Source organism: Kitasatospora sp. NPDC091257, assembly GCF_044757675.1.
In the GTDB taxonomy this organism is placed as follows: domain Bacteria; phylum Actinomycetota; class Actinomycetes; order Streptomycetales; family Streptomycetaceae; genus Kitasatospora; species Kitasatospora lactacystinica.
The window spans coordinates 1-11,983 of sequence record NZ_JBIVVI010000121.1 but is presented as its reverse complement, the minus strand read 5'-3'; the positions used below and the strand labels follow the sequence as shown (position 1 = coordinate 11,983).

Here is an 11,983-nt window from a genome sequence, read left to right as displayed (position 1 = left end):
GGCCCCGTCGCACCACCATGGCCCCGCGGGGCCCACGCGTGCCCGAAAACGGGGCACAGAACACTACAAACCGTGCGTAAGCAGGCAAGGTCTCCGCCTGCCCGCACACCGGAAGAACGAACCAGCAGTGCCCGGACTTTTCAGGGCACTTCGGGCGTTTGCCCAGGAGGAGGAGCGAGAAGTGACAGACACCACGAGCGGTTCGGCGCGCGGGTCGAAGTCCGAGAAGGCCGCGGTCAAGGGCGCCAAGGCCCCGAAGGGCGGCCTCCCGATGGAGCGCATCTACACCACTCCTGGCGTGCACCCGTACGACGAGGTCCGCTGGGAGCGGCGTGACGTCGTCATGACCAACTGGCGCGACGGCTCGATCAACTTCGAGCAGCGCGGCGTCGAGTTCCCCGACTTCTGGTCGGTCAACGCCGTCAACATCGTCACGTCCAAGTACTTCCGCGGCGCCGTCGGCACCCCGCAGCGCGAGTGGAGCCTGAAGCAGATCATCGACCGCGTGGTACTCACCTACCGCGCCGCCGGTGAGAAGCACGGCTACTTCGCCACCAAGGACGACGCCGAGATCTTCGAGCACGAGCTGACGCACGCCCTCCTCCACCAGGTGTTCAGCTTCAACTCGCCGGTCTGGTTCAACGTCGGCACCAAGCAGCCCCAGCAGGTCAGCGCCTGCTTCATCCTGTCCGTCGACGACTCCATGGAGTCGATCCTCGACTGGTACAAGGAAGAGGGCATGATCTTCAAGGGCGGCTCCGGCGCCGGCCTCAACCTCTCCCGGATCCGCTCCTCCAAGGAACTGCTCTCCTCCGGCGGCAACGCCTCCGGCCCGGTCTCCTTCATGCGCGGCGCCGACGCCTCGGCCGGCACCATCAAGTCCGGCGGCGCCACCCGCCGCGCGGCCAAGATGGTCGTCCTCGACGTGGACCACCCGGACGTCGAGGCCTTCATCGAGACCAAGGTGAAGGAGGAGGAGAAGATCCGCGCCCTGCGCGACGCGGGCTTCGACATGGACCTCGGCGGGGACGACATCACCTCCGTCCAGTACCAGAACGCCAACAACTCGGTCCGCGTCAACGACGAATTCATGACCGCCGTCGAGAACGGCACCGAATTCGGCCTGCGCGCCCGGATGACCGGCGAGGTCATCGAGACCGTCGACGCGAAGAAGCTGTTCCGCAAGATGGCCGAGGCCGCCTGGGCCTGCGCCGACCCCGGAATCCAGTACGACACCACCATCAACCACTGGCACACCTGCCCGGAGTCCGGCCGCATCAACGCGTCCAACCCCTGCTCCGAGTACATGCACCTGGACAACTCCAGCTGCAACCTCGCCTCGCTGAACCTGATGAAGTTCCTGCGCGACGACGACTCGTTCGACGCGGCGGCCTTCGCCAAGGTCGTCGAGCTGGTCATCACCGCGATGGACATCTCCATCTGCTTCGCGGACTTCCCCACCGAGAAGATCGGCGAGACCACCCGCGCCTACCGCCAGCTCGGCATCGGCTACGCCAACCTCGGCGCCCTGCTGATGGCCACCGGCCACGCCTACGACAGCGAGGGCGGCCGCGCCCTGGCCGGCGCCATCACCTCGCTGATGACCGGCACCGCCTACCGCCGCGGCGCCGAACTCGCCGGTGTGGTCGGCCCGTACGACGGCTACGCCCGCAACGCGGCCCCGCACCAGCAGGTCATGAAGCAGCACGCCGACGCCTCGCTGGACGCCGTCTCCCACGACGACCTGGACGCCCCGGTCTGGCTGGCCGCCAACAAGACCTGGCAGGACGTGCTGCGCGTCGGTGCGCAGAACGGCTTCCGCAATGCCCAGGCCTCGGTGCTCGCCCCGACCGGCACCATCGGCCTGATGATGGACTGCGACACCACCGGCGTCGAGCCCGACCTGGCGCTGGTCAAGTTCAAGAAGCTGGTCGGCGGCGGCTCGATGCAGATCGTCAACGGCACCGTCCCGCGCGCCCTCAAGCGCCTCGGCTACCAGGACGAGCAGATCGAGGCGGTCGTCGCCCACATCGCCGAGCACGGCAACGTGGTGGACGCGCCCGGCCTGAAGGCCGAGCACTACGAGGTGTTCGACTGCGCGATGGGCGAGCGCTCCATCTCGCCGATGGGCCACGTGCGGATGATGGCCGCGATCCAGCCCTGGATCTCCGGCGCCATCTCCAAGACCGTGAACATGCCGGCCGCCGCGACCGTCGAGGACGTCGAGGAGATCTACTTCGAGGCGTGGAAGATGGGCGTCAAGGCGCTCGCCATCTACCGCGAAAACTCGAAGGTCGGCCAGCCGCTCTCGGCCAAGAAGAAGGACTCCGAGGAGAAGTCGGCGCAGGCCGAGGCTCCCGCCGTGGTCGAGAAGGTGGTCGAGTACCGCCCGGTCCGCAAGCGTCTGCCCAAGGGCCGCCCGGGCATCACCACCTCCTTCACGGTCGGTGGCGCCGAGGGCTACATGACCGCCAACTCCTACCCGGACGACGGTCTGGGCGAGGTCTTCCTGAAGATGTCCAAGCAGGGCTCGACCCTCGCGGGCATGATGGACGCCTTCTCCATCGCCGTCTCGGTCGGCCTCCAGTACGGCGTGCCGCTGGAGACCTACGTCTCCAAGTTCACCAACATGCGCTTCGAGCCGGCCGGCCTGACCGACGACCCGGACGTGCGGATGGCGCAGTCGATCGTCGACTACATCTTCCGCCGCCTGGCACTCGACTTCCTGCCGTTCGAGACCCGCTCGGCGCTCGGCATCCACTCCGTCGAGGAGCGCCAGCGCCACCTGGAGACGGGCTCGTACGAGCCGCTGGAGGCCGAGGAGCTCGACACCGAGTCGCTCGCCCAGTCCGCCCCGGTCGCCGCCAGGCCGGCCGTGGTCCCGGCCCCGGCCGTCGAGGCGCCCAGGACGGCCCCGAAGCAGGCCCACAACTCCACGGAGCTGATGGAGATCCAGCTCGGCCTCAACGCCGACGCCCCGCTCTGCTTCTCCTGCGGCACCAAGATGCGCCGCGCCGGCAGCTGCTACCTCTGCGAGGGCTGCGGCTCCACCAGCGGCTGCAGCTGATCACGCTCGACCCCGGTTTCACCCGATGAGGTGAAAACCTGAGGCGGGGCGAGGACTTCACGGTCCTCGCCCCGCCTTTTTCGTGTTCCCGGGAATGCCGATGTCACGTTCGGGGGTGGTGTCCGGTCCACAGGGGGTGACGGGTTCTGCCGAGAAGGAGTGGTGCGGTGATGGGAACGGTGCTGGTGACCGGGGCGACGGGGACGCTCGGGCGGGAGGTGGTGCGGCTGCTGGTGGCGCGCGGGGCGGCGGTGCGGGGGCTGAGCCGGCGGGCGCGGGCCGGGGGCGACGGGGTCGAGTGGGCGGTCGGCGACCTGGTGAGCGGCGCCGGGATCGCCGAGGCGATGGCCGGGGTCGAGGTGGTGGTGGACTGCGCGACCACGCAGAAGAAGGAGGACCTGGCCGGGGTCCGGACGCTGGTGGCGCGGGCCCGGGAGGCCGGGGTGCGGCACCTGGTGTACGTGTCGATCGTCGGGATCGACCGGGTGCCGATCTCGTACTACAACACGAAGCTCGCTTGTGAGCGGGTGGTGCGGGAGTCGGGGCTGGGCTGGACGGTGCTGCGGGCGACGCAGTTCCACGACCTGGTACTCAGGTTCTTCGACGCCTCCGTGAAGCTGCCGGTCTTCCCGGTGCTGAGCGGGACGGCGTGCCAGCCGGTGGACGTGCGGGAGGTGGCGGCGGCGGTCGCGGACCTGGTGGGGGAGGAGCCGGCCGGCTTCGCGCCGGAGGTGGGCGGCCCGCAGGTGCGTTCGTACCGGGAGCTGGCCGAGGCCTACCTGCGGGCGGCGGGCAGGCGCCGACTGCTGCTGACGCTGCGCGTGCCGGGTGCGGCCGGCCGCGGGTTTCGGGCGGGCGGCAACCTGACGCCGGACCGGGCGGTGGGCCGGGGGACCTTCGAGGAGGCGCTGGAACGGCGGTTCGGCCGCCGCTGAGTTCGGCGGCGGCCGACAGGGGCTGTCCTTCGGGGTGTGAACCGTGGCACGCGGGTGGGCGGAGGGGGTGTCGCAGTGTGGTGTGGACGGTGTGAAAGCAGGAGATTGGCCGTCAACTGGCCACTTGAGGCCTATGTCTGAATCGATATGATCGGCCGAAAGCGTGAACCGATCAGACGCCCGGAGACGTTTCATAACGTCGCCGGGCGTCCGGTATGCGCCCGACCCAGCTGTCGGCGGCCGCGACCGTCGCCGACCCGCCGCCCGCGCCGCCGCCCGCCGACGTTGCCGAGGACCGCACCGATGAGAGAAGCCACCAGCCCCGACGGCCGATCGCGCCGACGGCCCGCGCCGCGCACCGTCGCCCTGACCGCGGCCGCCGTGCTGCTGGCGCTGGTCGCCGCGCCGGTCGGCGTCGTCCGGGCGTTCGGCGCGCACCAGCCGCTCACCGCCCTCGCGGTGGTTGCCGTCACGGTGCTCTGGCTGATCGCCGTCGGCCTCGCCTCGACCGGTGCGGAGCGCGCCCGCGGGCTGACCGAGGAGCTGGCCGCTCAGCACGAGGAGACCCGGGCCGCGCTGGTCGCCGCGGGCACGGCCCGGCAGGCCGAGACGGCCGCCGCCGACCGCGCCGCCGCCGCGCTCGCCGAGCGGGACGCCGCCCGCGCCGAGCAGTCCCGCGCCGAGGCGGACGCCACCACCGCGCACACCGAACTGGCCCGGCTGCGGGCCGAACTCGACGCCGAGCGGGCCGGGGCGCAGACGGAGCGGACCCGGGCCGAGTCGGAACGCGCCGAACTGGCCCGGATCGTCGAGGGCGTGCTGCCCGAGGTGGTGGCGAAGCTGCGGGCCGGCGCCGCCGTGGACAGCGCGCTGGCCGTCCACCGCAAGCACCCCCAGTACGCGCTGCTGCGCGCCGTCGGCGAGGAGATCGGCCGCGGCGAGCGGCTGCGGGCAGCCGCCCTGGCCGTCTGCGCGACCGCCGCCGGGCGGGTCCAGGCGCTGGCCACGAGCATGCACGCCGAGCTGCGCGAGATGCAGCACCGGCACGACGAGGAGGTCCTCGGCGACCTGCTGAGCCTGGACCACTCGACCGCCCAGGCGGGCCGGATGGCCGACAGCATCGCGGTGCTCACCGGCGCCCGCTCGGGCCGCCGCTGGGCCAAGCCGATCGCGGTGGAGTCGGTGTTGCGCGGCGCGCTCGGCCGGATCGGCGCCTACCAGCGGGTGCGGCTGCACAACGCCAGCACCGCCGCGGTCGCCGGGTACGCGGCCGAGGGCGTGATGCACGCGCTGGCCGAACTGCTGGACAACGCCACCAACTTCTCCGCCCCACCGGCCGAGGTGCACGTCTACGTCGAGGAGGTGCCGGCCGGGCTGGTGGTCACCGTCGAGGACAGCGGGCTGGGGCTGAGCGACAGCTGGCTGCGCCGGGCCGAGCGGGCCGTCTGCGCCGAGCCGCTGGACCTCACCACGCTCTCCGCCGGTACCCGGCTGGGGCTCGCGGTGGTCGGCGTGCTGGCGCGCAAGCACGGGCTGCAGATCTCCTTCCGGCCGTCGGCGCGCGGCGGCACCGGCGTGGTGATGCTGATCCCGCCGCGGCTCGTCACGCACCCGGTGCCGACCGCCGCCCCGGCGCCCGTCCAGGCGTTCGTCCCGGCACAGACGCCGCCCGTGGAGACCGCGCGCCCCGCGCTCACCTCGGCGCGTCCCGCGCCCGCCTCCCTGCCTCCGGCGCCCGCCTCCCTGCCTCCGGCGCCCGCCTCCCTGCCTCCGGCGCCCGCCTCCCTGCCTCCGGCGCCCTCCGCGCAGCGGACCCCGGCCGGGACGCCGACCGCCACCGGGACGCAGACGTCCACCGCGCCCGCCCTGCCGGCCGCGCCCGCCCGGATGACCGACAGCGGCCTGCCGCAGCGCCGGCGCGGGCAGACGCTGGCGACCAGCGCCCCCGCGACGGCCCGGACCGCGAAGGCCATGAGCACCGACGCGGTCGGCGCGGCCGCCCGGTTCGGCGCGTTCCGCCGGGCCGCCGCCCGTCCCGCGGGGGCCGAGCAGCCCTCCGCCGGGGCGCCGACCACGGATCCCGACACCCTGCCCGACGCTTCCCCCGTCACCGAGAAGGACACCTGATGAGCAGTGCCACCGACCGCGACCTCGACTGGCTGTTGGAGAACCTGCTGGCGGCGACCCCCGGCACCCGGCACGCCCTGGTCCTCTCCGCCGACGGCCTCAAGCTCTGCCACACCGCTGGGCTGAGCACCGACCAGGCCGACCAGCTGGCCGCCATCGCCTCCGGCCTGCAGAGCCTGGCGCACGGCGCCTCCATCGAGTTCGGCGACGGCAGCGGCGGCGTGCGGCAGTCGATGACCGAGTTCCACGGCGGCATCCTGTGCATCGTGGCGGCCGGTGAGGGCGCGCACCTCGCGGTGGTCACGGACGACGACGCGGACGTCGGCGTGGTCGGCCACAACATGCACGGCCTGATCGAGCAGATCGGGGTCCACCTCAGCGCGCCCGCCCGGGAGGCGGAGGGCGAGGCCGCCGCGCAAGAGAGCGCCGGCATATGACTGCCGGGCCGGTGCTGCCGGGCCGTGACGACGACCCGGACCGCCTCTACACCATCACCCGGGGCCGCAGCCGGGCGCCGGAGAACGCCTTCGACCTGGTCACCCTGATCGTCGCCGAGCGGCAGCCGGCGCCCGGGATGCAGTCGGAGCACGCCCGGATCCTGCGGATGTGCGAGGCCCCGACCGCCGTCGTGGAGGTGGCGGCGGAGCTGGCGCTGCCCGTCTCGGTGGTGAAGATCCTGCTCGGCGACCTGCTGGAGTCCGGGGCGGTCACCGCCCGCCACCCCCGGTTCGCGCCGAACAAGGCTCGGGTGCCCGACCTCGACACGCTGAAGCAGGTGCTGCATGGCCTCCAACGGCTCTGATGCGTGGGACGCCGCTGCCGCTGCCGGCGTCCGGCCCGCCGGCGCGCGCACCCCGCTGCGGGCGACGGCCGACAACGCGCTGAAGATCGTCGTGGTCGGCGGCTTCGGGGTGGGCAAGACCACCCTGGTCGGCTCGGTCAGCGAGATCCGCCCGCTGAACACCGAAGAGGTGATGACCAGGGCGGGCGAGGGCATCGACCCGGCCGGCGCCTGGGGCAAGCGCTCCACCACGGTCGCCTTCGACTTCGGCCGGATCACCCTCTCCGAGCGCCAGGTGCTGTACCTGTTCGGCGCGCCCGGCCAGGAGCGCTTCTGGTTCCTCTGGGACCGGCTGTTCAGCGGCGCCCTGGGCGCGGTCGTCCTGGTGGACACCCGGCGGCTGGAGGACTCCTGGTACGCGATCGACCGGCTGGAGCACCACGGCACGCCGTTCATCGTGGCCCGCAACAATTTCGGCGAGCCCGGCCACACCCTGGAGCAGGTCCGCGAGGCGCTGGACCTGCCGGCCGGGGTACCGCTGGTGGACTGCGACGCGCGCGACCGCGAGTCCGGCAGGCAGGTGCTGATCGCCCTGGTCCGCCACCTGGCCGTCCTGGCCGGGGCCGACGAGGGGGCCCTGACCGGCGGGGCCGCTCCGGCCATTGCCGCCGGTGCCGTTGCCGCCGGTGCCGTTGCCGCCGGGGCCGAGGAGCCCGCCCAGGCAGGGTCCCGCACCGTGATCTACGAGGAGAGCACCCCGTGACCGAGCCCGCCGCCACCCCGCCCCGGGGCTGCCCGGCGCACGCCGGCGCCACGCCGCTGTACGGGCCGCGCTTCCAGACCGACCCGTCCCAGCTCTACCGCGAGCTGCGCGCCACGCACGGCCCGGTCGCCCCGGTCGAGCTGGCCGGCGGCGTGCCCGCCTGGCTGGTCATCGGCTACCGCGAGCTCCAGCAGGTGACCGGCCGGCCGCAGCTGTTCGGCCGCGACTCCAGCCGCTGGCACGCCTGGGAGACGCTGCCCGCCGACTGGCCGCTGAAGCCGATGATGGCGCCCGTGCCGTCGATCCTCTACGCCGAGGGCGAGGAGCACGTCCGGCGTTCGCGCGCGGTCACCGACGCGCTGGCCGGGATCGACCCGTACGAGCTGCGCAAGCACGCCGAGGAGATCGCCGACCGGCTGATCGACGAGTTCGCCGGGCGCGGCGAGGCCGATCTGGTCGCCGAGTACGCGCACCGGATGCCGCTGCTGGTGCTGTGCCGGGTGCTCGGCCTGGACGAGGAGCAGGCGCCGCAGCTGATCGCGGCTCTGCTGGCGATGCTGGACGGCGGCCCGGACGCGCCGGCCGGCGCCCAGCGGCTGTTGGAGCTGATGTTCGCGCTGGTCGAGGAGAAGGCGGAGTACCCGGGCGCCGACGTCGCCTCGCGGATGCTGGCGCACCCGGCCGGGCTGACCCACGACGAGGTGATGCGCGACCTGCGGGTGCTGCTGATCGCCGGCCACCAGCCGAGCTCGTACTGGATCTCCAATGCGCTGCGGCTGATGCTCACCGACGAGCGGTTCGCCGCCTCGCTGGCCGGCGGCCGGCGCAGCATCAGCCAGGCGTTGAACGAGGCGCTGTGGGAGGACACCCCGACCCAGATCTTCGCCGGCCGCTGGGCGGTCCGTGACACCCAGCTGGGCGGCCAGCGGATCGCCGAGGGGGACATGGTCCTGCTGGGCTTCGCCGGGGCCAACGCCGATCCGGCGGTCCGGCAGGCGGACGGCCGCCCGGCGGAGGGGAACCGGGCGCACATGAGCTACTCGTACGGCGAGCACGGCTGCCCGTTCCCGGCGCAGGAGGCGGCCGAGGTGATCGCCGCCACCGCGATCGAGGTGCTGCTCGACCGGCTGCCGGACCTTCGGCTGGCGGTGGCCGAGCACGCGTTGGTGTGGCGGCCGTCGGCCTGGGTGCGGGGGCTGGTGGCGCTGCCGGTCTCGTTCACCCCGGGCCACCCGGCCTGATCATTCAACACCCGCCGTTCGAAAGAGAGTTGTCGATGACCGCTGCCCCGGCCCGAATCGTCCTCGACCCGCTGGCCCGTGACAACGCGGCCGAGGGCGCGCTGCTGCGGGCCGCCGGCCCGGCGGTGCCGGTCGAGCTGCCCGGTGGGGTCGCCGCCTGGGCGGTGACGCAGCACGCCGCCGCGCGCGACCTGCTGACCGACGCCCGGCTGGTGAAGGACGCCGCGCACTGGGCGGCGTACCAGCGCGGCGAGGTGCCGAAGACCTGGCCGCTGATCGGTCTGGCGGTGCCCGGCCCGAGCATGGTGACCACGGACGGCGCCGAGCACCGCCGGCTGCGGGCGCTGGTCGCGCAGGCCTTCACCCCGCGCCGGGTGGAGCTGATGCGTCCGCGCGTCGAGGAGATCACCCACGCGCTGCTGGACGCCCTGGCGGCGGGCGAGCCGGTGGTGGACCTGAAGACGGCCTTCGCCTTCCCGCTGCCGATGACGGTGATCTGCTCGCTGCTGGGCGTTCCCGAGTCGGACCACGGCCTGTTGCGCGACCTGTACGAGCGGTTCTTCGGCATCAAGCCGAACCCGGAGGGCATCCAGGCGACCGTCGCCGCGCTGAACGCCTTCGTCAACGGCCTGGTGGCGCAGCGCCGTTCGGCTCCCGGCGAGGACCTGGCGAGTGTGCTGCTGGCGGCCGACACCGAGGGCGGGGCGCTGACCGACGCGGAGGCTGCGGCCACCCTGCGGGTGATCATCGCGGCCGGCCACGAGACCACGGTGAACCTGATCGGCAACGCGGTGCGGGCGCTGCTGACCCACCCGGACCAGTTGGAGCTGGTGCGCTCGGGCCGGGTGTCCTGGGACGCGGTGGTGGAGGAGTCGCTCCGCTGGACGCCGCCGACCAGCAACTTCCTGTTCCGGTTCGCCGCGCAGGACATCCCGGTGGGCGAGGTGGTGATCCCGGCGGGTGAGCCGGTGCTGGTCTCGTACAACGCGATCGGCCGCGACCCGCTCCAGCACGGGGTGACGGCCGAGGTCTTCGACCTCACCCGGGACCCGGCCCGCCACCTGTCCTTCGGGCACGGCCCGCACGTCTGCCCGGGCTCCCCGCTGGCCCGGCTGGAGGCGGGGATCGCGCTGCCCGCGCTGTTCGAGCGCTTCCCGGGGCTGTCGCTCGCGGTGCCGGACGCCGAGCTGCGGCCGAGCCCCTCTCTGGTGGTGAACAGCCTGCGGGAGCTGCCGATCCGGTTGTTCTGACCTGATGTGTCGTCATGTCCTGGGCCTCGTCCGGATTTCCGGTCGGGGCCTTCGACTTCTGGTGGTGGCGGTCCGGGGACCGCCTGTCGCGGGTCACGGTCGGGACACCGGCTTGTGAAGGTCGAACGTGGACCTTGGCGAGGGGCGGCGGCTGCGTTAACGTCTTCGATCAGTCCGGACGCGGCTCGTCCGTGATCCCGTCCGTGATCCCGTCCGTGATCCCTTGCAGGCCCATCTCCGGTACAGCGCGATGTCGTTCAGCCCACCGTCGGCAGCACGCCCTGGCGAGGAGAACCGCATTGACCCTCAACCCGACCGCGCAGCACCCGGGTTACCACCGTCGTCCGGTCGCCGCGGCCGCCCTGGTGGCGGCGCTGGCGCTGACCGCGGCCTGTTCCAACAGCTCCGGCGGTTCGGGCGGTGGCGGGGGCGGATCGGCCGCGTCGCTGTCCGGCGACTGCGCCGCGTACCAGCCGTACGCCGGACACGCGGGCACCACGGTGACGATGTTCGCCTCGATCCTGAGCCCGGAGTCGGACAACCTGGAGAAGTCCTGGGCCGAGTTCAGCAAGTGCACCGGAATCAAGATCAGTTACGAGGGCTCGAACGACTTCGAGTCGCAGCTGCCGGTCCGGGTCTCCGGGGGCAACGCCCCGGACTTCGCGATCATCCCGCAGCCGGGCCTGCTGGCGCAGATGGTGAAGAGCGGCAAGGTGGTGAAGCCGCCCGCCCAGACCGTCGCCAACCAGGACAAGTGGAGCCCGATCTGGAAGACCTACGGATCGGTCAACGGCACGTTCTACGCGGCCCCGATGAGCGCCAACATGAAGTCCTTGGTCTGGTACTCGCCGAAGGCCTTCAAGGCGGCCGGCTACGAGGCGCCCAAGACCTGGGCCGACCTGATGGCGCTCAGCGACCGGATCGCCAAGGCGGGCGGCGCCAAGCCGTGGTGCGGCGGCATCGCCTCCGGAACGGCCACCGGCTGGCCGGCCACCGACTGGCTGGAGGAGGTGGTGCTCGGCTCGTACGGCGGCGAGGTGTACGACCAGTGGGTCGGCCACCAGGTGAAGTTCTCCGACCCGAAGATCACCACCGCGATGAAGACGGTCGCCGACTGGATGCAGAACCCGGCCTGGGTCAACGCGGGCTTCGGTGACGTGAAGTCGATCGCCACCACCACCTTCCAGGACGCGGGCACCCCGATCCTGAGCGGCACGTGCATGCTGCTCCAGCAGGCCTCCTTCTACGAGGCGCAGTGGCCCAAGGGCACCAAGGTCGGCCCGGACGGGGACGTCTTCGCCTTCCACCTGCCCGCGGTGAATCCGTCGATCGCCAATCCGGTCGAGGGCGGCGGCGAGTTCCTGGCGGCCTTCTCCGGCCGGCCCGAGGCCCAGGCGGTGCAGAACTACCTGTCCAGCTCCGCCTGGGCGAGCAGCCGGGTGAAGACCGCGAGCGGCTGGGTCTCGGCCAACCAGGGCGTGGACAAGGGCCTCTACACCGACCCGATCGACAAGCTGTCGGCCGAGGCGCTGACCGACCCGTCGGCGACCTTCCGCTTCGACGGCTCCGACCTGATGCCGGCCGCCGTGGGCGCCGGACAGGAGTGGAAGTCGCTGACCGCCTGGTTCGCCGAGGGGCAGTCGATCCAGAAGACCGCCGCCGACATCGACGCCGCCTGGCCGCAGTAGCCGCCGCGCCGGTTCGCTGCCGGCGGGAGCAACCGACGCGTCGGCTTCGCTGCCGGCGCGAGCAACCGAGGCGCCGGTCCGCTGCCGGCGCACTGGGACCACCTGCCGAGGGCGGTGCGGGGCCACCCACC

At 72.7% G+C, this 11,983-nt stretch carries 9 protein-coding genes; all 9 read left to right on the top strand.

Annotated features, from left to right (window positions below):
* Positions 1 to 181 precede the first annotated feature (181 nt).
* The 9 genes from ACIQOV_RS08440 to ACIQOV_RS08400 all read left to right on the top strand — a co-directional run bounded on the left by ACIQOV_RS08440 (position 182) and on the right by ACIQOV_RS08400 (position 11,852).
* Entirely contained in the window at positions 182 to 3,067 is a 2,886-nt protein-coding gene (locus ACIQOV_RS08440) for a vitamin B12-dependent ribonucleotide reductase (RefSeq protein WP_401046360.1), read from the top strand.
* A gap of 170 nt (positions 3,068 to 3,237) precedes the next feature.
* Positions 3,238 to 4,002 (top strand): SDR family oxidoreductase, encoded by a 765-nt coding sequence (locus tag ACIQOV_RS08435; protein ID WP_401046362.1) that lies wholly within the window; start codon positions 3,238 to 3,240, stop codon positions 4,000 to 4,002.
* 303 nt (positions 4,003 to 4,305) lie between these two features.
* The gene (locus ACIQOV_RS08430; RefSeq protein WP_401046358.1) at positions 4,306 to 6,129 is read left to right on the top strand and encodes a sensor histidine kinase; all 1,824 of its coding nucleotides are present in this window, start codon (positions 4,306 to 4,308) and stop codon (positions 6,127 to 6,129) included.
* Positions 6,129 to 6,566 (top strand): roadblock/LC7 domain-containing protein, encoded by a 438-nt coding sequence (locus ACIQOV_RS08425; RefSeq protein WP_401046356.1) that lies wholly within the window; start codon positions 6,129 to 6,131, stop codon positions 6,564 to 6,566. The genes ACIQOV_RS08430 and ACIQOV_RS08425 overlap by 1 nt, the downstream gene beginning before the upstream one ends.
* A complete protein-coding gene (locus tag ACIQOV_RS08420) occupies positions 6,563 to 6,931 on the top strand; it encodes a DUF742 domain-containing protein (RefSeq protein ID WP_401046353.1) in 369 nt (122 codons plus the stop codon). The genes ACIQOV_RS08425 and ACIQOV_RS08420 overlap by 4 nt, the downstream gene beginning before the upstream one ends.
* On the top strand, positions 6,912 to 7,673 hold the full coding sequence (locus tag ACIQOV_RS08415; protein WP_401046350.1) for a GTP-binding protein: 762 nt from the start codon (positions 6,912 to 6,914) through the stop codon (positions 7,671 to 7,673). The genes ACIQOV_RS08420 and ACIQOV_RS08415 overlap by 20 nt, the downstream gene beginning before the upstream one ends.
* Positions 7,670 to 8,914, top strand: a complete 1,245-nt coding sequence (locus ACIQOV_RS08410) for a cytochrome P450 (protein ID WP_401046347.1) — start codon at positions 7,670 to 7,672, stop codon at positions 8,912 to 8,914. Before ACIQOV_RS08415 ends, ACIQOV_RS08410 begins: the two co-directional genes overlap by 4 nt.
* Before the next feature lie 35 nt (positions 8,915 to 8,949).
* The gene (locus tag ACIQOV_RS08405) at positions 8,950 to 10,164 is read left to right on the top strand and encodes a cytochrome P450 (RefSeq protein ID WP_401046344.1); all 1,215 of its coding nucleotides are present in this window, start codon (positions 8,950 to 8,952) and stop codon (positions 10,162 to 10,164) included.
* Between the two features lie 299 nt (positions 10,165 to 10,463).
* Positions 10,464 to 11,852, top strand: coding sequence for an ABC transporter substrate-binding protein (locus ACIQOV_RS08400; protein WP_401046342.1), 1,389 nt, complete (start codon positions 10,464 to 10,466; stop codon positions 11,850 to 11,852).
* The last annotated feature ends 131 nt before the right edge of the window (positions 11,853 to 11,983 follow it).

Coding starts and splice junctions, on each gene's coding strand:
- ACIQOV_RS08420 (WP_401046353.1), top strand. CDS start 6,563: ATGACTGCCGGGCCGGTGCTGCCGGGCCGTGACGACGACCCGGACCGC.
- ACIQOV_RS08425 (WP_401046356.1), top strand. CDS start 6,129: ATGAGCAGTGCCACCGACCGCGACCTCGACTGGCTGTTGGAGAACCTG.
- ACIQOV_RS08415 (WP_401046350.1), top strand. CDS start 6,912: ATGGCCTCCAACGGCTCTGATGCGTGGGACGCCGCTGCCGCTGCCGGC.
- ACIQOV_RS08430 (WP_401046358.1), top strand. CDS start 4,306: ATGAGAGAAGCCACCAGCCCCGACGGCCGATCGCGCCGACGGCCCGCG.
- ACIQOV_RS08405 (WP_401046344.1), top strand. CDS start 8,950: ATGACCGCTGCCCCGGCCCGAATCGTCCTCGACCCGCTGGCCCGTGAC.
- ACIQOV_RS08435 (WP_401046362.1), top strand. CDS start 3,238: ATGGGAACGGTGCTGGTGACCGGGGCGACGGGGACGCTCGGGCGGGAG.